23 protein-coding genes and 1 pseudogene are annotated in these 22831 nt (G+C 64.1%); 11 read left to right on the top strand and 13 right to left on the bottom strand.

The window, feature by feature from the left end:
* The first annotated feature begins 1 nt into the window (after window position 1).
* The 6 genes from Cte04_RS04745 (at window position 2) to Cte04_RS04770 (ending at window position 8130) form a co-directional block, all read left to right on the top strand.
* A complete protein-coding gene (locus tag Cte04_RS04745; protein WP_083526505.1) occupies window positions 2–1699 on the top strand; it encodes a BcsE family c-di-GMP-binding protein in 1698 nt (565 codons plus the stop codon).
* A 9-nt stretch (window positions 1700–1708) separates the two neighbouring features.
* The gene (locus Cte04_RS04750; protein ID WP_157081840.1) at window positions 1709–1882 is read left to right on the top strand and encodes a hypothetical protein; all 174 of its coding nucleotides are present in this window, start codon (window positions 1709–1711) and stop codon (window positions 1880–1882) included.
* A gap of 5 nt (window positions 1883–1887) precedes the next feature.
* Entirely contained in the window at window positions 1888–2655 is a 768-nt protein-coding gene (gene bcsQ, locus Cte04_RS04755; protein ID WP_083526506.1) for a cellulose biosynthesis protein BcsQ, read from the top strand.
* Window positions 2652–5237, top strand: a complete 2586-nt coding sequence (gene bcsA, locus Cte04_RS04760; RefSeq protein ID WP_083526507.1) for a UDP-forming cellulose synthase catalytic subunit — start codon at window positions 2652–2654, stop codon at window positions 5235–5237. The genes bcsQ and bcsA overlap by 4 nt, the downstream gene beginning before the upstream one ends.
* Window positions 5234–6820 carry a cellulose biosynthesis protein BcsG gene (gene bcsG, locus Cte04_RS04765; RefSeq protein WP_066472872.1) on the top strand — a complete coding sequence of 529 codons (1587 nt, stop codon included), beginning with the start codon at window positions 5234–5236 and terminating at the stop codon, window positions 6818–6820. Before bcsA ends, bcsG begins: the two co-directional genes overlap by 4 nt.
* A gap of 89 nt (window positions 6821–6909) precedes the next feature.
* Window positions 6910–8130 (top strand): multidrug effflux MFS transporter, encoded by a 1221-nt coding sequence (locus Cte04_RS04770; RefSeq protein ID WP_066472876.1) that lies wholly within the window; start codon window positions 6910–6912, stop codon window positions 8128–8130.
* A gap of 37 nt (window positions 8131–8167) precedes the next feature.
* On the opposite strand, the gene Cte04_RS04775 is transcribed toward Cte04_RS04770, so the two are convergent.
* The 3 genes from Cte04_RS04775 to orn all read right to left on the bottom strand — a co-directional run bounded on the left by Cte04_RS04775 (window position 8168) and on the right by orn (window position 11422).
* The gene (locus Cte04_RS04775; RefSeq protein WP_157081842.1) at window positions 8168–8374 is read right to left on the bottom strand and encodes a hypothetical protein; all 207 of its coding nucleotides are present in this window, start codon (window positions 8372–8374) and stop codon (window positions 8168–8170) included.
* Complete coding sequence (locus Cte04_RS04780) at window positions 8374–10491, bottom strand: DEAD/DEAH box helicase (protein WP_066473986.1); 2118 nt, start codon at window positions 10489–10491, stop codon at window positions 8374–8376. The genes Cte04_RS04775 and Cte04_RS04780 overlap by 1 nt, the downstream gene beginning before the upstream one ends.
* 295 nt (window positions 10492–10786) lie before the next feature.
* Window positions 10787–11422, bottom strand: coding sequence for an oligoribonuclease (gene orn / locus Cte04_RS04785; RefSeq protein ID WP_083526508.1), 636 nt, complete (start codon window positions 11420–11422; stop codon window positions 10787–10789).
* Between the two features lie 30 nt (window positions 11423–11452).
* On the opposite strand from orn, the gene Cte04_RS04790 reads away from it, so the two are divergent.
* From Cte04_RS04790 to rsgA, 3 genes are read left to right on the top strand one after another with little or no spacing between them, the layout of a single operon-like run.
* A complete protein-coding gene (locus Cte04_RS04790) occupies window positions 11453–12760 on the top strand; it encodes a M48 family metallopeptidase (RefSeq protein WP_066472882.1) in 1308 nt (435 codons plus the stop codon).
* A 19-nt stretch (window positions 12761–12779) separates the two neighbouring features.
* Window positions 12780–13115 carry a 4a-hydroxytetrahydrobiopterin dehydratase gene (locus Cte04_RS04795; RefSeq protein WP_066472886.1) on the top strand — a complete coding sequence of 112 codons (336 nt, stop codon included), beginning with the start codon at window positions 12780–12782 and terminating at the stop codon, window positions 13113–13115.
* 12 nt (window positions 13116–13127) lie between these two features.
* Window positions 13128–14084, top strand: a complete 957-nt coding sequence (gene rsgA / locus Cte04_RS04800; protein WP_066472891.1) for a ribosome small subunit-dependent GTPase A — start codon at window positions 13128–13130, stop codon at window positions 14082–14084.
* A gap of 117 nt (window positions 14085–14201) precedes the next feature.
* On the opposite strand, the gene Cte04_RS04805 is transcribed toward rsgA, so the two are convergent.
* The 6 genes from Cte04_RS04805 to rpsP form a co-directional block, all read right to left on the bottom strand.
* Window positions 14202–15188 (bottom strand): CobD/CbiB family protein, encoded by a 987-nt coding sequence (locus Cte04_RS04805; protein ID WP_066472894.1) that lies wholly within the window; start codon window positions 15186–15188, stop codon window positions 14202–14204.
* 48 nt (window positions 15189–15236) lie between these two features.
* Window positions 15237–15953, bottom strand: a complete 717-nt coding sequence (locus tag Cte04_RS04810; protein ID WP_066472897.1) for a CoA pyrophosphatase — start codon at window positions 15951–15953, stop codon at window positions 15237–15239.
* 117 nt (window positions 15954–16070) lie between these two features.
* Window positions 16071–16463 (bottom strand): 50S ribosomal protein L19, encoded by a 393-nt coding sequence (rplS, locus tag Cte04_RS04815; protein ID WP_066472900.1) that lies wholly within the window; start codon window positions 16461–16463, stop codon window positions 16071–16073.
* Window positions 16464–16602: 139 nt separating this feature from the next.
* Window positions 16603–17382, bottom strand: coding sequence for a tRNA (guanosine(37)-N1)-methyltransferase TrmD (gene trmD / locus Cte04_RS04820; RefSeq protein ID WP_066472903.1), 780 nt, complete (start codon window positions 17380–17382; stop codon window positions 16603–16605).
* Window positions 17383–17420: 38 nt separating this feature from the next.
* On the bottom strand, window positions 17421–17990 hold the full coding sequence (gene rimM, locus Cte04_RS04825) for a ribosome maturation factor RimM (protein WP_066472905.1): 570 nt from the start codon (window positions 17988–17990) through the stop codon (window positions 17421–17423).
* Window positions 17991–18114: 124 nt separating this feature from the next.
* Window positions 18115–18369: a 30S ribosomal protein S16 gene (rpsP, locus tag Cte04_RS04830; RefSeq protein ID WP_066472908.1), complete on the bottom strand. Its 255-nt coding sequence runs from the start codon at window positions 18367–18369 to the stop codon at window positions 18115–18117.
* Window positions 18370–18674: 305 nt separating this feature from the next.
* Between rpsP and Cte04_RS04835 the strand changes: the two genes are divergently transcribed.
* Window positions 18675–19160, top strand: a complete 486-nt coding sequence (locus Cte04_RS04835) for a TM2 domain-containing protein (protein WP_066472915.1) — start codon at window positions 18675–18677, stop codon at window positions 19158–19160.
* Between the two features lie 137 nt (window positions 19161–19297).
* Here the strand turns inward: Cte04_RS04835 and Cte04_RS04840 are convergent.
* From Cte04_RS04840 to Cte04_RS04850, 3 genes and pseudogenes are all read right to left on the bottom strand, one after another.
* Window positions 19298–19642 (bottom strand): annotated as a pseudogene (locus Cte04_RS04840) (inorganic phosphate transporter); the annotation flags it as partial.
* A gap of 113 nt (window positions 19643–19755) precedes the next feature.
* Window positions 19756–20742 (bottom strand): hypothetical protein, encoded by a 987-nt coding sequence (locus Cte04_RS04845; protein WP_157081844.1) that lies wholly within the window; start codon window positions 20740–20742, stop codon window positions 19756–19758.
* Between the two features lie 165 nt (window positions 20743–20907).
* Complete coding sequence (locus Cte04_RS04850; protein WP_066472922.1) at window positions 20908–21276, bottom strand: hypothetical protein; 369 nt, start codon at window positions 21274–21276, stop codon at window positions 20908–20910.
* Between the two features lie 115 nt (window positions 21277–21391).
* On the opposite strand from Cte04_RS04850, the gene Cte04_RS04855 reads away from it, so the two are divergent.
* A complete protein-coding gene (locus Cte04_RS04855; protein WP_245633293.1) occupies window positions 21392–21670 on the top strand; it encodes a helix-turn-helix domain-containing protein in 279 nt (92 codons plus the stop codon).
* On the opposite strand, the gene Cte04_RS04860 is transcribed toward Cte04_RS04855, so the two are convergent.
* A complete protein-coding gene (locus Cte04_RS04860) occupies window positions 21667–22770 on the bottom strand; it encodes a tyrosine-type recombinase/integrase (protein ID WP_066472928.1) in 1104 nt (367 codons plus the stop codon). The genes Cte04_RS04855 and Cte04_RS04860 overlap by 4 nt on opposite strands.
* Window positions 22771–22831: the final 61 nt, after the last annotated feature.

The raw sequence follows: 22831 nt of genomic DNA on the forward strand, positions 1-22831 counted from the left end.
CATGCAACAGATTACGGATCTTTCCAGCAATCGTGCAGCCCTACCACCCATGGGCCTGGGTATCGACGGCCTGCCGGACGGCATGGGACAGCTGCCGCACCATGGCGTGATTGCACTGGCGGGCCCACCCGGCCCGGCTTTCGAGAACTGGCGCCGGCATCTGGTCCAGGACCTGTGTCAGGCCTTTCCCACCATGCTGGTCGCTCCTGATGCGCCCCTGCTCGACCGCCTGCTGGGCACGCAGGCCGCCACAGCCGACCGGATCGAGGCCTGGATATTGCCCGAGGCCGCCCAGAGGCAATTGCAGGAAACCGGCTTTGCTGCCTTGCGCAAGGATCTCAAACGCGCGGGCCTGGGTGCACGGCAGGCGCTGTGCGTGCTCGATGCCTCCCCGCTGTTCACCGGCGCTTCCCTGGAGCGCATTCACCGCTTTGCCGGCCAGCTCCACCAGTGGGCCGCCCTGCGCAAGGCACCGGTGATACTGTGCTTCGAGGCTCCTGACGACGAAGTGCGGGGCATGCTGAGCAGCTTTGCCCATGCCTTTGCGTATTGCGCCTTTCTCGAGCAGGATGCCAATGGCCTTTCGCTGTATCTGGAGCGCTGGAACAGCGCGCATGGCGCAATCTTCGACACCCGGCTGGGCCTGCAGTGGCTGGCGGGAAAGGAACCCGCCCAGCGCATGCGCGCCAACGGCGTGGTCATGCAGGGCGCCGCAGCGCAGCTCGTCCATACGCCCGACGAACTGGAAATCTACGCCACGCAGGCTGCTGTGGCAGATCAGCGCCAGCCGCCCGCGGCCTGGCACGTGATTGAAACCAGGGAGCTCATCCCCGAAGCCGTGCAACATGCCATCGGTGCCACGGTGCTGCTGGACGCCGGCAGCAGCGTCGAATTCGAGGCCCTGGCACGGCTGGTGCACCGGCTGCGGTGCACCCATCCGCAGACGCTCAAGATCGTCGTCAGGGAAACCCAAGGCAAGCTGCGCCTGAACAGCGAGCAGGCGCTGCTGCGCCTGGGCGCCAACGACGTCATCTACCGCGAACTCAATTTTTCCCGGCTGCTGCAGCGTCTCAAGGAACTGCAGTCCCAGCGTTTCTCGCGCCAGGTGCCAGAAAACTACGAGCAGGCCCTTCATGCCTTCATGCCGGTACCGGAGCTCGGCTACCAGCGGCCCGAGCTTTTCTGTGCGCTGACGCGGGGCATGCTGCGCAAGACCCAGGCCATCGGCCTGAGCCACAGCCTGATCCGGCTGCGGCTGCTCAGCCATGCCTCGCATGTCCAGGCAATCGCGGCGTATCGACCTTCACGCGATGGCGACCTGATCACCGCGGACCAGGATTCCATCTACGTCTTCCTGTTCGCCTGCGGGGAATCGGACGTCGACACCGCCCTGCCGCGCCTTTTCCGCCAACCGCTGGCACAGCTGTTCAGTTCCCAGATCTCGGAAAGCAGCCATGAAGGAATGCTGCAGTTGCTGGATCGGCTTCAATCCGCCGCCGAAGCCGGGCTGCCCGACTACACGGCCGTGGCGGCACCGGTTTCCGCAGGCAAGGGGCAAACGTCCCTGCAGCCGCACGAGGCCGCCCGGCAGCCGGCGGCCCTGCCCCGCATCGCGCAGCCGGCTGCCACCGTTCCACACGCCCCCGCCATGAGCAGCCGTCCCATTGCCAGGCGGCCGGCACAGCCCCACGACGCCTAGGAACACGCCATGTCGTCCTATCTTTTCTTCACCGGTATCGCCGCAGGCATTGCCATCGCCGCAGCGCTGTGGCTGCTCGGGCGCGCCGAATCCGCCAGCAAGCTGCTGCGCCGGTGGTATCGCCCCCGCTACCTTCAGCCCTATCCGCCGGCGCCGTCGGCGCGCCATACCGGCAAAGGCTAAGTCCCATGCAACGTCTCGTCTTTCTTTCCCCCCTCGGAGGAGCTGGCTGCACCACGCTGGCAGCCCACGTGGCGGCTCTGGCTGCGCAGCGCGGCAGCGTCTGCCTGGCGCTGGACCTGAGCCCGGGCAACATGCTGGGCCGCCATCTGGGCTTGCCTTCCTGCGCAGCGCAAGGCTGGAGCCATGCGCTGCTGCACAACCAATGGTGGGGCCGGGCCGCCATGGCCAATTCCGCCGGGCTGCAATACCTGCCGCACGGCCACCTCGATGATGAGGCTTGCAGCCGCCTGCAGGCGCACTGGCTGCGGCACCCCGGCTGGCTGGCTGAAAACCTCCAGGCCCTGGACATGCCCTCCTCTGCCCTGGCGGTCATGGATGCGCCTTCGCCCTGCACACCCCTGGGCCGGCAGGCCTTGCAGGCAGCCGATCTGGCGGTTGTGGTGCTCGACGCCTCCGAGCGCGCCCTGCAGGCGCAGCCGGCCGTGCAGGCCCTGCAGCAATGCCTGGCGCCTGGGGCGCGGCTGCGGCTGGTCGTGAACCGCTATGCGCCGCGCCGCCCGTCCCAGCAGGCCGCGCTGGAGCGCCTGCGCCAGCAATGGGGCAATGCCCTGCTGCTGGATCTCATTCACGACGACGAGGCCATCTGCGAAGCCCTGTCGCAAGGCCTGTGCGTGCACCAGAGCATGCCCCAGGCACAGTCCGCCCACGACTTCCAGGGGCTGGCTTTCCGGTTGCTGTCAGACCTTGGCTTGCTGCCCCAGGATCCGCCATGAATCCTCTGCACTTCAGCGCCCTCTGGCTGGCCAATCAGCTGCACGTGGAGCAGCCTGCGCGGTGGTCCTCGTGGGCCAGGCGGCTGTTCGTGCTGCCCCGCCGCACACAGGCCTGGCTGCCCCTGACGGCCGCACAGGTGCCCGATCCGCTGCGATGGCTGGCACGCCAGCTGCAGCTGGCCCCCGGTGCTTCGCCGCAGCAGTGGCTGCTGGCCCTGTTCCTGCGCCCCGATCCCTCGGGCCGCCAGGACGGCATGCGCCTGGAAAACCTGCTGGCCGCGGTGCTGCGGCCCATGCTCCAGGCCCTGGCCTGGATGTGGGGCGGCGTGTGGCTGCTGCTGCGCCCGCTGCTGCTGCTCCTGTCCTGGCCCATACGCATGGCCATGCGCGGTGCCGAGCGCGTGGCAGCGCGCATCGATTCGGACGCCTTCGGCCGCCAGGCCGACACCCTGCTGCATCCGCTGTTCGCCATTCCGGGCATGCGCTGGGCCGTGCTGGGGGCAGGCGCCGCCGTCACGGCGGTGGTCATGACCACGCCGCTGAGCTGGGCCGGGCAGCTGTTGTTCCTGACCGTCATCTGGCTGCTGTCCCTGGTCCTGCGCAAGCTGCCCGGGCGCTTTCCGTCGCTGGCCCTGTCCACGCTGAGCCTGATGGCCATGGGACGCTATGCCTGGTGGCGCATGAACAATACGCTGCAGTTCGACAGCGCGCTGGAAGCGGCTCTCGGCTATGGCCTGCTGGCCGCCGAAGCCTACACCTGGCTGATCGTCATCCTGGGCTTCATACAGACGGCCTGGCCGCTGCAGCGCAAGCCCGCCCCGCTGTCCGGGCCGCCGTCGTCCTGGCCCACGGTGGACGTCTTCATTCCCACCTACAACGAACCCCTGAGCGTGGTCAGGCCCACGGTGCTGGCCGCCATGGCGCTGGACTGGCCCGAGGACAAGCTCAAGGTCTACATCCTGGACGACGGTCGCCGCGATGAATTCCGCGACTTCGCCAACCAACTGGGCGTGGGCTACATCTGCCGCACGGACAACCGGCATGCCAAGGCGGGCAATCTCAACCATGCCCTCGCGCAAACCGACGGAGAACTCGTCGCCATCTTCGACTGCGACCACATTCCCACGCGCAGCTTCCTCAAGACCGCCGGTGGCTGGTTCCAGCGCGATCCGCTGTGCGCCATGCTGCAGACCCCGCACCACTTCTTCTCGCCCGACCCTTTCGAACGCAACCTGGGCACCTTCCGGCGCATACCCAACGAAGGCGCGCTGTTCTATGGGCTGATCCAGGACGGCAACGACTTCTGGAATGCCACCTTCTTCTGCGGCTCCTGCGCGGTTCTGCGCCGAGGCCCGCTGATGGAAGTGGGCGGCATCGCCGTGGAAACCGTGACCGAAGACGCCCATACCGCGCTCAAGCTGCACGCCAAGGGCTACAACACCGCCTATATCAACGAAACCCAGGCCGCGGGACTGGCCACCGAGAGCCTGTCCGCCCATATCGGCCAGCGCATCCGCTGGGCGCGCGGCATGGCGCAGATCTTCCGCCTCGACAACCCCTTCCTCAAGGCCGGGCTGAGCCTGTGGCAGCGCATCTGCTACGCCAATGCCATGCTGCACTTCTTCTTCGGGCTGCCGCGGCTGGTGTTCCTCACGGCCCCCATGGCCTATCTGTTCTTCGAGCTGCACATCATCAACACCAATGCCCTGCTGCTGATGCTCTACGTGCTGCCGTACATACTGCAGACCAATATCGCCAATGCCCATGTGCAGGGGAAATTCCGCCATACGTTCTGGGCCGAGGTCTACGAGACCGTGCTGGCCTGGTACATCGCCCTGCCCACCACGGTGGCCCTGCTCTCGCCGCGCCACGGCAAGTTCAACGTCACCGCCAAGGGCGGGCTGGTCACGCACACCTATTTCGACTGGGCCATCTCCCGGCCCTACATGGTGCTGGTGCTGCTCAACATCGCGGCCTTCTTTGCCGGTGTCTGGCGCCTGGCATATGCCAACTCCGACGAGCCGCTGACCGTGCTGCTCAACATGGTCTGGACGGCCTACAGCATCTTCATGCTCGGCACGGCGCTGGGCGTGGCCACCGAGTCCAAGCAGGTGCGCCGCATGCACCGCGTGGCCTCCGACCTGCCGGCCACACTGTACCTGCCCACGGGCCATGTGCTGAGCGCCAGCTGTACCGATTTTTCGATGTCGGGCCTGGGCCTTCAGGCCCCCTCGGGGCTGGCCCTGGAGGCGGGCAGCAGCCTGGATGTGGGCCTGTGGTTCGAAGAGCGCGAATGCGTCTTTCCCGCGCGTGTCATTGCCTGCCATGCCAGCGGAGCCGTGGGCCTGGAATTCGGCACGCTGTCCAAGCCCCAGCAGATACAACTGGTGCAATGCACGTTTGCCCGTCCCGCGGCATGGCGCGAGTGGAGCGACGAGCACGATACCGACAAGCCCATGCAGGGTCTGTACGAGCTGGGCGCACTGGGCCTGCACGGCTACCGGAAATTCTGGCATTCCTTGAATGCAGAGCTGCGCAATGCCCGGCAGTCCCTTTTTACGTCATTGAAGAGCATGCCATGAGCTACTGGAGTTTCTACTTTCTGGCCAAAGTCGGCCTGCATTACGCCGGGTATCTGGACCTGCACTGGCTCCCCAATCTGCTGCTGGCTGCCGTGGTGTTCTGGCCGGTGCAGACCCGGCTGTGGAAGAACTTGCGCCTGGCTGCAGCCGTGGCCGCCGGCATCGCCCTGCTGTACTACGACAGCCATTTCCCGCCTATCTCGCGGGTGCTGTCGCAGATCTCCGCCCTCTCCGGCTTCAGTGCCGGCTACATGCTGGAGCTTGTCCAGCGCGTCGTGCCGCTGCAGGCCTTGCTGGTCGCTCTTGTGCTGCTGGTGCTCTACAGCGTGCTGGCGTGGCGTATCCGGTTTGCCACCTTTGCCCTGCTGGCCATCCTCAGCGTACCGCTTGCCGCCCGACTGCAGCAAGGCCCGGCCAAACCCGTGCTGGCCCAGGCCCGGGACAATGCCCAACCCGGCGACATGGCTGCAGCGCCTGCCACGCCAGACGCCCTGCTCAGCAACTTCTACGCCAGCGAACACCAGCGGCGGCTGAACTTCGCCGCGGCAGGAAATACGCCTCCCTTCGACATCGTCCTGCTGCATGTGTGCTCGCTGGCATGGGACGACATGGAATTCGAAGGTCTGCGCGACACGCCGCTGCTGCAGCGCTTCGACGCCGTCTTCACCCAGTTCAACAGCGCGGCCAGCTACAGCGGGCCGGCCCAGCTGCGCGTGCTGCACGGCAGCTGCGGCCAGATGCCGCACAAGGCGCTCTACGAAGGCACCGATGCTGCCTGCAACGTGTTTCCCAGCCTGGAGCAGGCCGGCTACCATACCAGCGCCCTGCTCAACCACAACGGCGTATTCGACGGCTTTGCGCAGTCGCTGCAGGAGCGCGGCGGCTTCGCGGGCAAGATGGAGAAGAACCAGGGTGCGCCCGAAGCCATGCAAAGCTTCGACGGATCTCCCGTCTACAGCGATCTCGCCCTGCTGTCGCAGTGGTGGAAGGACCGCCAAAGCCGCGGCACCGAGCCCGTGGCCCTGTACTACAACACCATCACGCTGCACGACGGCAACCGTGTTCCGGGCATCGCCTCGCGCAACAGCCTGCAGACCTACAAGCCCCGTCTGACACAGCTGCTGTCCGATTTTGACCGCTTCATCAGCCTCCTGGAGGCGAGCGGACGTCCGGTGCTGCTGATGCTGGTACCCGAGCATGGAGCCTCCCTGCGCGGCGACAAGATGCAGATCTCGGGCATGCGCGAGATTCCCGGTCCCCGGGTGACGCTGGTTCCCACGGCCATCAAGCTGATCGGCATGCCCCGTGCCGCATCCAGTGGCGGCGAAGCAGGGCCTTCCTCTCCGGCAAGCCCGCTCATCGTCAGCAAGCCCACGAGCTATTTCGACCTCTTCACCCTGGTCAACAGCCTGATGCAGGACAGCCCCTATCGGCCCGGAGCCCAGCCGCTGGCCGAACGCGTCACCCAGCTTCAGGGAACACGCTTTGTCGCCGAGAACGCCGACGTGGTCGTCATGCGCGACGAACAGGGGCAATATCTGCTCAAGTCCGGCAGCGATGCCTGGATCCCGTACGCCAACTGACAGGCCACGCCGGCACCCGCAGCAGAAAGCGCCGGACTATGGCATGCTCGGGTGCCTCCGGCATGGTGCCGGTATTCGATTTGCTTCCTATGCACCATCTATGGCAAGGCCCGCGCTGGACGCTGGCAGTCCTGCTGGCCATCCTCGGCATGCTGGGCCCCTTCTCGGTCGACACCTACATTCCCGCCTTCTCGGGCATCGCCAGGGCACTGAATGCCACGCCGCTGGAGATGCAGCAGACGCTGTCGGCCTATCTGTTCGGCTTTGCCTTCATGAACCTGTTCCACGGCGCGCTGGCCGACAGTTTCGGCCGTCGTCCGGTGATCCTGTGGGGCCTGGTGGCGTTCACGCTGGCCTCGGCGGGCTGCGCGCTGTCGCAGAACATCACGCAGCTGGTGCTGTTCCGCGCCATCCAGGGCCTGTCCACCGGCGCCGGCATCGTGGTCTCGCGCGCCATCGTGCGCGACATCTTTCCGCCGTCGCAGGCCCAGAGCGTGATGGCGCAGATCACCATCTTCTTCGGCGTGGCGCCGGCGCTGGCCCCGGTCATCGGCGGCTGGCTGTTCATCCACCTGAGCTGGCAATCGGTGTTCTGGTTCCTCACGGCCGTCGGCGTGGCGCTGTGGCTCATCAACGTGCGCTTCCTGCCTGAATCCCTGCCCCTGGAAAAGCGCCAGCCCTTCCATCTCAAGCCGCTGATGGGCGGCTACTGGGTGCTGTGCACCGACCCGCGCTTTCTGCTGCTGGCCCTGGCCAGCGGCGTGCCGTTCAACGGCATGTTCCTGTACCTGCTCTCGGCGCCGGCCTTCCTCGGCGACATCCTGCATCTGGAGCCCGGCCAGTTCTTCTGGTTCTTCATCGCCTCGATCGGCGGCATCATGTCCGGCAGCTGGACCAGCGGGCGCCTGGCAGGCCGCATTGCGCCCAAGCGCCAGATCCGCCACGGCTTTCTCATCATGTGCCTGACGTCCATCGTCAATCTGGCCGCCAACCTGGTCTGGCCGGCCCATGTGGGCTGGGCGCTGATCCCCATCAGCCTGTTCTCCTATGGCTGGGCGCTGATGGTGCCCGTGGTCACGCTGCTGGTGCTGGACATCCACCCCGAGCGCCGCGGCATGGCCTCGTCGCTGCAGGCCGTGGTCGGCTCCGTGGCCAACGGCTTTGTGGCCGGCGTGATCGCACCGCTGGTCATGCACTCCGCCGTGCTGCTGGCCGCCGGCTCCATCAGCATGATGCTGATCGGCCTGGTGGCCTGGATCTACCTGCATCACCGCTGGCCCGAGATCGGCCGCCATGCATCCGCCAGCTGAGCCGCGTATCAAAAAAGGAAGCTGATAGCGCCTGCCCTCACTGGATTTCAAGGCGAATTGACTTGGAAACCATGGAGTAGAAGGCGACAGAAGCTTCTTTTTCCATAGCATCACCCAGGGCTTTCATTGCCTGGGCCCGCGCAGGCCGGGCCATGCAGGCATATAAGCGCCATGAAAAAAGCCGGTCTTCAGACCGGCTTTTTTCATGCAGCGTGCGCCAGCACAGGCTGGCGCCAGCGTCCATCAACGCTCGTCGCGGCGCGGGGCGCGGGGACGGCGCTCGAAGCCACGGTCGCCGCCGCGCTCGCCACGTTCGCCGTGGGGCTGGTAAGGCTTGGCGGCCGTCTTGCCGAAGGCCGGGCGACGTTCGCCGCCGCCGAAGCCGCGTGCTTCACCACCACGGAAACCGCCTTCGCGAGGGGCACCGTGCGCAGCGCCGCCGTCGCGGCCGCCGAAGCTCTTGCGACCGAAGTCGCCGCCTTCGCGATGGCCCTCGCTGCGGCGCTGGCCGCCGAAACCGCCACGGTCGCCGCCAAAGCCGCCGCGATCGCCACGCGGCTCGCCGGAGCGCTCGAAGCCACGGTCGAAACCGCGATCCCCGCGCTGCTCGAAGCTGCGCTCCTGGCGCTCGCCGCCGAAGCTGGGGCGGCCGCCGAAGCTGCCGCGCTCGGCACCCCGATCGCCGCCGAAACCACCACGGTCGCCACGCGGAGCGCCGAAGCCGCCGCGGTCATTGTTGAAACGGTCGCCGCCGCCGAAACCGCCACGGTCGCCACCGCGGTCGTTGCCCCGGCCACCGCCAAAGCTGCCGAAGCCGGACTTGCGGCCATAGCCTTCGCTGTCGCGGCGGGCGCCGAAGCCGCCACGGCCTTCACCACGGCCGCGGCCGCCACGCTCGCCGTCGCGCGAGCTGGGGAAGCGCTGGGTGGGTTCCAGGCCCGGAATCACTTCGGCCTTGAACTGCTGGCGCGTATAGCCTTCGATGTCGAACACGCGGCGGCGGTCGCGGAACTCGGCGAACGTCACGGCAATGCCTTCGCGGCCGGCACGGCCGGTGCGGCCGATGCGGTGGGTATAGTCCTCGGCCTTCATGGGCAGGCCGTAGTTGAAGACGTGGGTGATGGTGGGCACGTCGATGCCGCGTGCCGCCACGTCGGTGGCCACCAGCACCTGCACCTGGCCGTTGCGCAGCGCCATCAGGCGGCGGTTGCGCAGGCCCTGGCTCAGCGCGCCGTGCAGCGCCACGGCCGAGAAGCCGTCCTGCTGCAGGTCGTTGGCCAGACCGTCGCACTCCACCTGGGTGGAAGCGAACACGATGGCCTGGTTGATGTTGGTGTCGCGCAGCCAGTGGTCCAGCATCTTGCGCTTGTGCTGGGAGTTGTCGGCCCAGAACAGCACCTGCTTGATGTTCTCGTGCTTTTGCTGGGCGGTCGCGATCGTGATCTTCTGCACGTTGGCGCCGTTGTCATGCATCACGCGCATGGCCAGCTGCTGGATGCGCGGCGCGAACGTGGCGCTGAACATCATGGTCTGCTTGCGCTGGCTGGTCAGCTGGTTGACTTCGGCCAGGTCGTCGGCAAAGCCCAGGTCCAGCATGCGGTCGGCTTCGTCGACCACCAGGAACTGCACCTGGTCGAGCTTGATCTGCAGCGAGCGCTGCAGGTCCAGCAGGCGGCCGGGCGTGGCCACCACGAGGTTGGCGTTCTGCAGCTTGGCGATCTGCAGCTGGTAGGGCATGCCGCCCACGATGTTGGCGATGCGGATGCCGCGGCAGTGCTTGACCAGCTCGATGGCGTCATGGGCCACCTGCTGGGCCAGCTCGCGCGTGGGGCACAGGATCAGGGCGCCGGGCACGGCGGCCTTGAAGTTGCGCGGGTTGGTCGGGTCCTTGCGCTTGTTGCGCTTGGGCTGCGGCTGGCCGCTGGCGGCGGCTTCGGCGCACTGGCGCTCGTATTCGGCGCGGGCCTTGGCGTCTTCCTCGGCCTTCTGGCCGATCAGCGTGTGCAGCACGGGCAGCAGGAAGGCGGCGGTCTTGCCCGAGCCGGTCTGGCTGGACACCATCAGGTCCACGAACGGCTGCTCGCCGCCGCTGTTCATGGCCAGGGGAATGGCCTGCTCCTGCACGCCGGTAGGCTTGGTGTAGCCCAGGTCGGCCACGGCCTGCACCAGCTCGGGCGCCAGGCCCAGTTCGGCGAAGGCGTTCGGCTCGGCAGCCTGCTCTTGTTCAGCGGTCGGCTCGGCACCGGTTCCTTCGGCGTCGGCGGCTGCCAGCATGGCGTCCAGGCGGGATTCCACTTCGGGGGAGGACAAGGACATATCGGCAGCGGCCACGAGGCCCTGCTCCAGGGATTTTTCTGTCATGAAAAAGCTCACGAAAAAAGCGGCGCAGCCAGCGATCTGCCCACTTTTTTTGACGGTTGGTTATCAACATCCACCGTCAGACTTTGACTGCCCGTTCGCAAAAGGGGCAGATGGGCGTATGGCTTGACGTGTCGGCCGGTGTTGAGCCGTTGCACGCAAGAAGGAAGAGCCCGGTGTGTGATGGAGATGCGCAAAATTACCCATGGATCGGGTAAGCAGTGCATTGTCGCATGCTCCGGGTTTTCCCGCAAGTCCTGCGGCTATCGGGCAGCTGCCCGCCCCTACCCCGTCCCATTCAGACGTTCAGCAATTCCTTGCGGTAGTGCTGCAGCTCGTCGATCGACTCATGCACATCGGCCAGGGCCGTATGGCGCTGGGCCTTCTTGAACGAGCTATAGACCGCGGGCTTCCAGCGCTTGGCCAGTTCCTTGAGCGTGCTCACGTCGATATTGCGGTAATGGAAGAAGCTGTTGAGCCTGGGCATGTAGCGCTCCATGAAGCGCCGGTCCTGCGCAATGCTGTTGCCGCACAGCGGCGCCTTGCCCTTGGGCACGTACCTGGAAAGAAAGGCGATGAGCTCGGCCTCGGCCTGGGCCTCGGTGACGGTGGAGGCCTTGACGCGCTCGATCAGCCCGCTCCTGCCGTGCGTGCCCTTGTTCCAGGCATCCATGCCGTTGAGCAGTTCGTCCGGCTGATGGATGGCGAAGACCGGTCCTTCGATGCGGATCAGCAGATCGGGGCTGCTCACCACCACCGCGATTTCGATGATCCGGTCGTGGTCGGGCTGCAGGCCCGTCATCTCGCAGTCCAGCCAGACCAGGTTGAGGTCGGATTTGACGAGGGTGGCTGCGGCAGCGGCCGGTGCGGCGGGTGTGGCTGCCGCCACGGTTTCGGACACGGTTTGGAGGCGGTTGCTAGGGGCTTCAGACATGGTGCAAATTGTCGCCTACACTGCAGCCACATGGCTTCCACCCCTGCTTTTCCCCCCTCGCTGGCGCTGTCGCTGGTGTTTGCCGCCGCCGTGCTGCTGCAATGGCTGCTGCGCGTCTGGCTGGTTTCGCGCCAGGTGCGGCATGTGGCCGGGCACCGCGCCAGCGTGCCTGCCGTATTCGCCCGCCGCATCAGCCTGGCGGCCCACCAGAAGGCGGCCGACTACACGCTGGCCAAGGCCAGGGTCTCGCTGATCGACATGACGCTGTCCACGGCCGTTTTGCTGTGCTGGACGCTGCTGGGCGGCCTGGACGCCCTCAATCTCTGGCTGTACGAGCGGCTGGGTGCCGGCATGGTGCAGCAACTGGCCCTGCTGGGCGGCTTTGCGCTGATCTCGGGCCTGATCGAGCTGCCGCTGTCGCTGTACCAGACCTTTGTGCTGGAGCAGCGCTACGGCTTCAACCAGATGACGCTCCGGCTCTGGCTGGGCGACCTGCTCAAGTCCACGCTGCTGGGCGCGGCCATCGGCTTGCCGATTGCGGCGCTGATCCTGTGGCTCATGGGCAGCACGGGCGGCCTCTGGTGGCTGTGGGCCTGGGCCAGCTGGACGGTTTTCAACCTGTTGCTGATGTGGATCTTCCCGAGCTTCATCGCGCCGCTGTTCAACAAGTTCGAGCCGCTGGCCGACGAGAGCCTCAAGGCCCGGGTCTCCGGCTTGATGCAGCGCTGCGGCTTCGCCGCCAAGGGCCTGTTCGTGATGGACGGCAGCCGCCGCTCGGCCCATGCCAATGCCTATTTCACGGGTTTCGGCCACTCCAAGCGGGTGGTTTTCTTCGACACCCTGCTCAGGCAGCTCAGCGCCGAGGAGGTCGAGGCCGTGCTGGCCCACGAGCTCGGCCACTTCAAGCACAGGCACATCGCGCGGCGCATGGCGCTGATGTTCGGCATCTCGCTGCTGGGCTTTGCGCTGCTGGGCTGGCTTTCGCAGCAGCTGTGGTTCTACGCCGGACTTGGCGTGACCCCCATGCTGAACGAAGCCCTGCGCGTGTCGGCTGACAACAACGCCACGGCCCTGCTGCTGTTCATGCTGGCCGTGCCGGTCTTCAGCTTCTTCGTCACGCCGCTGATGTCGGCCCTGTCGCGCCGCGACGAATTCCAGGCCGATGCCTATGCCATGCAGCAGGCCGATGGCGCCCACCTGGCTTCCGCCCTGCTCAAGCTTTATGAGGACAATGCGTCCACGCTCACGCCCGACCCCTTGTACGTGAGCTTTTACTATTCCCACCCCCCGGCCGTGGACCGGCTGGCGCGCATGCCCGCGCCCGCCGGCAGCCTGTAAACCTACCGACGATTCCATCATGAGCACCCTGCAACAGAAAGACTGGTCCCGGCAAAAGCGCAGCGCGCTGAGCGCCCAACAGGTACGCGAGCAACTGGCCGCGCTTCCCGGCTGGGAGCTGGCCGGCGAAGGAGGCCAAGCGGCCATTTCCAAGACCTTCGGCTTTGCCAACTTCTACGAAACCATGGCTTTCGTGAACGCCCTGGCCCTGGTCGCCCACCAGCAGGACCACCACCCCGACCTGGAAGTGAGTTATGGCCGCTGCACCGTGCGCCTGAACACCCATGATGCCGGCGGTATTTCCGAGACCGACATCGACTGCGCGCGCCGCATCAACGCCCTGCTGGCCGCATGAGAATGGTGAAGCATGGCTGAACGCGCGCAACTGCAGGAAGGGCTGGTCGTCTCCAGCCATGGCCGCCACTATGTGGTGGAAGCCGCCAGCGGCGCGCGCCACATGTGCCACCCGCGCGGCAAGAAAGGCCAGGCCGTGGTCGGCGACCGGGTGCAATGGCTGCTGCCGCCGGCCGGCCAGGGCGAGGAAGGCAGCATAGAGAAGGTCCTGCCGCGCAAGAACCTGTTCTACCGCCAGGACGAGATACGCACCAAGAGCTTTGCCGCCAATATCGACCAGGTGCTGATCCTGATCGCGGCCGAGCCCGTGTTCTCCGAAAGCCAGCTGGCACGCGCGCTGATCGCTGCCGAGGCCGCGCATATCCGCCCCATCATCGCCCTGAACAAGCGCGACCTGACGGATGCCTTTGCCGCTGCCTGGCAGCGCCTGGCGCCCTACCGCCAGATGCGCCATGGCCAGGACGAGCCGCACTACGAGGTACTGCAGCTGTCGCTGACCACGGAAGGCGAGTCCGACAAGGCCCTGCTCATGCAGCATCTGCGCGGCAAAAGCACACTGGTGCTGGGTCCCTCGGGCTCGGGCAAGAGCACGCTGATCAATCTGCTGATTCCAGGCACCAATGCCGCAACCGGAGAGATCTCGCAGGCGCTGAACTCGGGCAAGCACACCACCACGACCACCACCTGGTACTGGATGGATGCAGCGCACGAAACGGCACTGATCGACTCGCCGGGCTTTCAGGAATTCGGCCTGCGCCACCTGCAGCCCACCGACCTGGCCCGCTGCATGCCCGATATCGGCGCCCTGGCCGACCAGTGCAAGTTCTACAACTGCACCCATCTGCACGAACCCGGCTGCGCCGTGATGGCACAGGTCGAGGCAGAAGGCAGCCCCCATGCCATCAGCGCCAGCCGCTATCGCATCTATGGCGACCTGTTCGAGGAACTGAGCCAGGAAACCCGCTACTGAGTCCCGGCATGCGGCCATGAAAAAAGCCCTGCATGCAGGGCTTTTTTTACAGTCTTTTCAAGATCAAACGCTGGCACAACAAACACTTATAGCTATCAAATAAGAAGCATCCGAAGATCAACCGAGCAGCCGCGCCATCGTCAGCAGGGCCAGCAGCAGCAGCCATACCACCACCGAGCGCCAGACCAGGCCCACGACGCTGCGCAGATGCGCAAGCTCGGGTTCGCGGCCCGGGGTGACATCGCTGCCGGCATCCCAATGGACGTCCTCGCCCTCCTCGGTGTAGCCCGCATCGCGGCGGCGCAGGGCTTCTCCGCCCAGGCGCACATTGATGGCGCCGGCCGTGGCAGCCAGGATCACGCCGTCGTTGTCGTTGGGAAACCGCTGGGCATACAGGCGCCAGTTGTCGATGGCCTCCTCGAAGCTGCCGACCATGGCGAACGACAGGGCCGTCAGCCGCGCCGGCAGCCAGTCGATCACGTACCAGGCCTTGCGCGCGGCCTCCTGCAGGCGCTCGCTCACCGGAGGCCGGCTGCCTTCGACGCCTTTGCGGGACCAGGCGCGCGACAGGTATTCGCCCATGCGGTACAGCACGGCTCCCAGGGGCCCCAGACCGACGGCCGAGAGCACGGAAAACCAGAACAGCACGCCGAACACATGGCGGTGGGCGGCCAGCACCGAGTATTCGATCACATGGCGCACCACCTCGCTGCGCGGCACTTCGCTGGCATCGACCTGCTGCCATTCGGCCAGCGTCTGGCGTGCGGCGTATTCGTCGCCGGCGTCCAGGGCATCGCGGATCCGGGTGAAGTGGTGGCTGAACTGGCGAAAGCCCAGCGTGACATAGAGCACGGCCACGTTCCAGACCATGGCCAGCGGCCAGCCCGCAAGGCGCAGCAGTGCCCAGTACACGCAGACGACCAGCACGCAGGGCAGCAAAATGGCCATGGACCAGGCAAGCCAGCCATGCAGGGGCTTGCCGGCATCGAAATTGCGGCGCACGGTCACGGTCCAGGCCTTGTAGCCGGCATGCACCAGATTGGTCCGGGCCAGCGGGCGCGCCTGCTCTATCAGCAAGGCGATCAGGATGGCAAAAAAGCTCATTGCTTCATCATAGCGGCCGCATGTGAATGCCTGTTACAGCTTTGCGTTTCAAGCCGCCAAAAAACGGTAGAGATTGCGCAGCATACCCGCCGTGGCCCCCCAGATGTAGCGCTGCTGCCCGCCATCCTGGTACGGCATGGCAAACCATTCACGCTCCACGCCCTGCCACAGCATGGCGTGGCGCTCATGGTGGGCGGGATCGAGCAGGAAGGACAGCGGTACCTCGAACAGATCCTCCACCTCGCCGGGGTTGGGAAAGTAGCTGGACTGCGGATGGACCAGCCCCACGACCGGCGTGACGACGAAGGACGACCCCGTCACATAGACGGGCAGGCGGCCCAGCACCTCCACATTGCGCGGCTCCAGGCCGATCTCCTCCTGCGCCTCGCGCAGCGCCGTGGCCTCTGCCGATACGTCCTGCGGATCGCGCTTGCCGCCGGGAAAGGCCACCTGTCCCGAATGCGAGGACAGATGGGACGCTCGCACGGTCAGCAGCACCGTGGGCTGCTCGCGCAGCACGATGGGCACCAGCACGGCCGCATCCGACGGCGGCCTGTGGATCCAGCGCTTTTCCAGCATGGCCTCCGGTTGCCATTGCGGCGGCTTGGCAAAGCGCTCGCGCAGGGCCCGGGGCGTCTGGGCCTGCAGGGGGACGGCAGGCAGATGGCCGTCCACGCCGATCAGCGGCGCTAGGCGCGGATCGGCAATGCCCACGGGCCGCGCCGGTTCGGCAGCCGCAGGGGAAGGGTGATGAGGTGTGAGCATGCAGCAACCACGAAGCTGCAGGCCACCGGCCTGCAAGATACTGTTACGAAGCAGGCATAAAAAAAGCCGCCACAGCAAACTGTAGCGGCTTTTCCGGAAAGGTTCCGGTCGCGCGGATTACTCGGCTGCAGCAGCAACTGTAGTCTTGTTAACGCGCTGGGGCAGCTTTTCCTTGATGCGAGCCGACTTGCCGCTGCGCTCACGCAGGTAGTACAGCTTGGCACGGCGCACATCACCGCGGCGCTTGACTTCGATCTTGGCGATCAGGGGCGAGTAGGTCTGGAACGTACGTTCCACGCCTTCACCGCTGGAAATCTTGCGCACGGTAAAACCGCTGTTCAGGCCGCGATTACGCTTGGCAATCACCACGCCTTCGTAAGCCTGTACGCGCTTACGGTTGCCTTCCACCACGTTCACGCTCACGATGACGGTGTCACCAGGGGCGAACTCGGGGATGGTCTTGTTCAGGCGAGCGATTTCTTCTTGCTCGAGGGTCTGGATCAGGTTCATGGTTTAGTCCACCTTGATCTTGTCCGCGCCACAATTGGCAAGCACCGGGATTGGTGCCATGGCTGCATTGAAGGCTGGACGCACAAGCGCCAGCCAAGGATATCTGCAGCGGCCGGATAGAGGATCAAAGAACCTGCGATTATAGCTTGCCTGCGTTTTTTGCCAAAAACCCTTCGTCCCGGGCATCGAGCAGCCCGTTTTCGCGGGCCTGCGCGATCAGCTCCGGCCTGTGCGCCGCGGTGATGCGCAGGCGCTGGTCGCGGCGCCAGCGCTCGATATGGGCATGGTGGCCGCTGAGCAGCTCGGCCGGCACTTCCTGGCCATTCCAGACCTCGGGGCGCGTGTAGTGCGGGCAATCCAGCAGGCCGTCCAGCGCGGGATTGAAGCTGTCCTGCTGGAAACTGCCCTCGTCGTTGAGCACGCCAGGCTGCAGGCGGGCCAGCGCATCGAGCATGACCATGGCCGCCAGCTCGCCGCCCGAGAGCACGAAGTCGCCCAGGCTCAGCTGGTGAGTGACATAGGTATCGATGAAGCGCTGGTCTATCCCTTCGTAGCGGCCGCACAGCAGCACGGCGCCACGGCTTTGCGCCCACCGGGCCACCACGTCATGCTTGAGCGTGGTGCCTATGGGCGAGAACAGGACCAGGGGCGCAGGCTCGGCCGCCTCGGACGCATCGGCCGCCTCACGCGCCGCGCGGATACCGGCCAGGCACTGCTGCAGCGGTTCGGCCATCATGACCATGCCCGGACCACCGCCGAACGGGCGGTCGTCCACGCGGCGGTAATTGCCCTGGGCATGGTCGCGCGGATTCCACAGATGCACGGCCACCTGGCCCGAGCTGTAGGCGCGCCGCGTCACCCCGCTTTCCAGGAACGGAGCGAACAGCTCGGGAAACAGTGTGATGATGTCAAAGCGCATGATGGGAAATCGCAAGCAGCTACCGGGTCGACGGCGGCTCAATAGTCGGGCTGCCAGTCGGCCACGATGGTCTTGCCCGCCAGGTCCACCTTGTCCACATAGGCGTCCACGAAGGGTATGAGACGTTCCTGCTCCTTGCCTTGTGCTTCGTAGCCCAGCACCAGCACCGTCTGCGGGCCCGTGGCCATCAGGTCCTTGACCACGCCCAGGGCCACGCCCTCGCGGTTGACCACGGACAGGCCCATCAGGTCCACCCAGTAGTACTCGCCGTCCCCGGCCTTGGGGAAATGCTCGCGCGCAACGAAGATGCGCGCACCGCGCAGCGCCTCGGCCGCGTTGCGGTCCACGACTTGTGCCGAGGTGGCCACGATGGAGTCCGAATGCGTGCGCGCCTGCTTGACGGACAACACCACCGTGCCGCTGAACTGCTTGGCGCCTTTTTCGGGGGGTTGCAGAAACCACTGCTTGGCCGTGAACAACGCCTCGGGGTCGCTGCTGAACGCCTGGACCTTGAACCAGCCCTTGATGCCCCAGGCATCGGCTATGCGCCCGACCTCGACCGCGTCCGCAGGCAAGGTGGCAGCTTCAAGTGCAGGCATATGGCTCATGGCAGTTTCTCTGGACAACTAAAAATCAAAAGTCTGGCGTGACGCCAAGAATAAAAAACGGGTTCCGTCAGACAAGCCAACGGAACCCGCTTTGGGAACGATGCCTAGCGGCAGCAACCTGAAATCAGGCGGCAACCTTCTTGGCAGCTTCCTTGACCAGGCGCTCGACCGTGTCGGAAGCTTGCGCACCGACGCTCTTCCAGTAGTTCACGCGGTCCAGGGCAACGCGCAGGCCTTCTTCGGCACCGCGGGCGTTGGGGTTGTAGAAGCCCAGACGCTCGATGAAGGCGCCGTCGCGACGCACGCGCTTGTCAGCAGCAACGATGTTGTAGAACGGACGGGCCTTGGAGCCGCCGCGGGAGAGTCGAATGACGACCATGATTAATCCTTCGGGTGGTCACAGCAATCTGCTGCATTTCTCACGGCGTTTGAGACACGCGACATGGCCACCCGGCCAGCGACACGCCGTAAAACGCGAGAGTATATCGTTTTTTGTGTTTTCTGCCAACTCGGCCTGCCGCAAGCCGGAGATTGTCACGCCCCTCTTGCCCCGGTGGCTCCATCGAGGCTTGCCCGCAGGCGCAACACATGAATAATGGGCCCGGCGCCTGAAAACCTCATTGCAGGCTCCGCCCATTTCCCTTATCCACCCTCGGCACCCGGAGTGCCTCCCCTGCGTTGCCCATGACCCAGCCCACCACTGCAGCCCCTTCCTCCTCGCGCAGCAAAAGCAAGACCGTGGCCGCCTGGCTGGCCTTTCTGGGCGGACCGCTGGGGCTGCATCGTTTCTATCTTCACGGGCTGGGCGACTGGCTGGGATGGCTGTTGCCCGTGCCCACGGCGCTGGGCATATACGGCATGGAGCGGGTGCAGCAGCTCGGCCAGGACGACCAGCTCAGCTGGGTGCTGATTCCGTTGCTGGGCTTCACGATGGCAGCCTGCGCGCTACGCGGCATTCTCTACGGGCTGGCCGACAGCAAAGCCTGGAACCGGCAGCACAACCCGGCGCTGGCCGAGGATGCGGCGCCGGGGCAGACGCGCTGGGCCACGATTTTCGCCATCGCGCTCGCGCTCATGGTCGGCGCCACCGTGCTCATGGCCAGCATTGCCTACAGCTTTCAGCATTACTTCGAATACCAGGTGGAAGAAGCTCGCAAGATTTCCCAGTAGGCCTCTACGGCGCTCCAGGCACCATCGGGGTGCATCCCGCCAAAAAAAGGCTTCGCATGCCGCGAAGCCTTTTTGCATCCTGCCAGACCACAACACTGGCTGATCATGCGCCAGATGCTATCTTTACAAGATCATCCTCAGTACAGCTGCAGGCTCACCCAATAGGCAATTGCCGCGACGAAAGCGCTGGCCGGAATCGTCAGAATCCAGGCCCAGACGATGTTGCCTGCCACGCCCCAGCGCACGGCGCTGGCCCGCTGGGTGGAGCCCACGCCCACGATGGCGCCCGTGATGGTGTGCGTGGTCGAGACCGGCACCCCCAGAAAGGTGGCGATGAACAGCGTCAGTGCGCCTCCGCTTTCGGCGCAGAAGCCGCCCACGGGCTTGAGCTTGGTGAGGTCCCCTGACTGGTTTGAAATGACCTCAACGAACAGTGCGGGTTCCGTGACAGTAGAGGTAAAGGTGCCGATCACAGTACATGGGGATCGGACGACTTCCATGGCGACCGAAGGCATTGAAGTGCGCTTGACCCTCTTGCAATGACAGCTGGCGCCCAAACCGTTTGCACAAAAATCCTGACAACATCGGGGATTGGCTAGCGACATCCAGCTTTCGCCAACTGATAGTCAGCACCGACCATACCGCTGAGTTGGCTTCGAAGCATTGCACATCGTTGATCCTGGATTTGAGAGCGAATGTCGCTATTCCGCTGAACCGATGCACAAGCCGCAGGGTTGATTGAGCAAACATCCACTTGAGGCGCAGGGGTAGCCGCTGCTACCGCCTTTGTGACACAGGTGTTGGCAACCTCCGTGCCCAACTTCACCAATGTCATTTTAAATTTGGACTGACCTGGAGATGTGACGATGGAATCAATGCGAACAAGCATTGATGATGGCACGATCTGTCCATTGACTTTTGCCTGTTCGACTGTCACCGAGGTGCTGCCGCCACTCGGCTGATACCGACCGATCAAGTGGGACTGGGGATCAACGTAGACGAAGCCTCCTTGCGCATCAAACTTGAATGCAGTGCTGAAAGATGCGCCCCCCGGTTTGCTTGACTTGCAACTCCATTCTCCAACGAGAGGAAACTTTGTCGCGCCCCCTTGCGGCGCTGCTGAAGCTTTCGTTGATGGATGGGTTGGTGCAATCGATTTCACGCGATTGACCACGGCTTCAAAAGAGCATGACGCACCATGCAAGACACGACAACCGGAGCTTTCAGTGATTGAAAGCTGCCCTTTGGCTAATGGCTGCAGCTGCATCTCACAACGCTCGCCACTTGCTACTGTCTCCAGCCTTAGAACTTGGCCATGAGGAACACCTAACCCTTCTACAGAGCCGAAACAGCCTGGTCCACTGACATCCACCGAGACAAGATACTTGCCATCAGCTCCTGGCGCGCGGACTTCAGCACTGACGTCCCCACCATCGCCCTCGCCGCGATAGCTGCCTGTGTACTGCGCACCTGATGCACTGTCATTTGGAGAGGCTTTCACACTCTGAGCATCTACCCCTCCAACAACGGCGAGCCCAACTGCAATACCTCCAATCACGGCCAAAGATCGGCGAAAAGTCATAGCGCGAATACCTCCCTATTGATTCTTCAACTCTTATTCTTGATGCATGAGGCGATGCTGACCGCCAGCAATGAAAGCGCCGCTATTTGTAGCAGCGCCGTGGATACACAGAGTTCAAGGGCAATGTGCTGCGATCGACGGCACATTGCGAGAAACAGCAACACGTCAGCCAATGCGAATCATCTGCGAGAGCAACCCGAAGAGCACAGCCAATTGCACCAGCAGGGCGATCCACCGAGTCTGCGCCACCAAAGTTCCAAGAACTCCGAGTCCAACGACTCCTTTGCCAATCATTGCCAAGACAGAGGTTCCTTCTGGATGGATGTTGTAGGCCACACATCCCAGCATGTAGAGCAAAACAAGAAGGATGAACAACAGGCAGTTGGCCGCGAATAGCAAGCCTCCGCTCTGATGGGCGCTGATAGCAACTGCCTCGATCACCCCACCAAAAGCATTCAAGCTCTTCTCGCGGTGGTACTCATCCTCCGTCACGATTCTTTCGTTGCCATCTTTGTCTTTGATTACGCGAAGCATATGCCCTCACTTTCAGTCTCGCGATAGATGCACGCCGTGGACTCCCAGCCACTGCTGGGTGCTCACGAAGACGGCTGATCATAAGCTCAATTACTCAAAATGAGGTACATGGTCCGTGGATTTTGGCGCACTCTACAGAAACCATTCGGGGGTGCCAAATCTCACGAGTCGCCGACAAGATCCTGCTTTGGTGGCTCTTGGCGATGCCATTAAGCGAATCCGCCAAGCCAAATCAATTTCCCAGGAGCGTCTGGCGTTGCTTGCTGAGGTAGACCGAAGCTATGTCGGACGAATTGAGCGTGGCGACAACAATGTGGCCGTTCTCACGCTTATCCGATTGGCGGCGGCTTTGGATGTATCCGTTGCGAAGCTCATGGAGCAGGCCAGCCTCTAGGCAGAGTACGCAGCCTCCTCTTGTTGCCTGTTCAATCGGTTGATCACGTCGCGCGCCTTCGCCGTCACCTGCTGTGCTTCGAGATGGGCATATCTCATCGTCGTCTTGATGTCTGTGTGCCCGAGCACTTCCCGTACCTCGTAGACGCTGAGGCCATTCTGAATCAGCCTTGAAGCATGGGTGTGCCGCAGTGTGTGGACCTTGACCCCTTCAAGACCGGCATTCTTCAATGCCTTGCGAATCCCTCTCGCCTGATAGCCCCTCGGGCCACCTGCCTTGTTCGCAAACAGGTACGGGCTGGCGATCTTCTTCTCACGAAGAGCTTCTGATCTTCGCTGTAGCACTTCAAAAACCCGATCCGTCATGTACAAGATCGCTTCGTTCTGCACCTTCGGTCGCCAAAGGTGAATCGTCCGGTCTTCGAGGTGGATCCGTGACCATTCGATGTTCGCGATCTCGCTGTACCGTGCGCCAGTGTCGAGCAGCAGGACTACGAGGTCGTATCCGTCCTGCATCATCTGCTGGATATCCCCCCTCCGGTCTTCATACGCTGGGTAGTACTTGATATCGCGCTTCGGGTCGAGCGCCATGAGTAGGCGCTTTTCCTCGTCCGCTGACAGATAACGCACCGAGGTCTTGGGCATCTTGACTACCGGGAACGTGAGATCACTCACCCGATAGCCCAACTTGTGCGCGTACTTCCACGCCCCTCGGATCAAGTGGAAATCATGCTTGAGTGTCTGCCCATTGACTCCCTCAGCCGTCCGATCGCGCTTGAACTTTTCCAGATCGTGGCTCGTCAACTCGTCCAGATGCCTGTTTACACCCATCAGCCGTGCAATCACCTTCAATCTGCTGAGCATCCCCCGGTGGCTTGGCGTTCCGATCTTGGTGTCGATGTACTGCTCCATCGCTAACTTAATCTTGATTCGGGATTTCTCGCCCAAAAAACGTTCAGCGTGGAGCTTGGCTTTCCATTCGACCTCCATCTGCTGGGCTACCTTCTTGTCTGTCGAGTGGGTGGACTTGATATAGGTCCTCCCGTTGAACTGGAACTGGATGTACCAGGAAGGGCTGCTGCCGCGCTTGATGAGGCTCATCGGGTCGCTCTCGGAGTCGTTGAATCCCGATGACCATCCTCTGTGTTTCCACTTGGGGCAA

It is taken from the genome of Comamonas terrae (assembly GCF_001544075.1).
Classification (GTDB): domain Bacteria; phylum Pseudomonadota; class Gammaproteobacteria; order Burkholderiales; family Burkholderiaceae_C; genus Comamonas; species Comamonas terrae.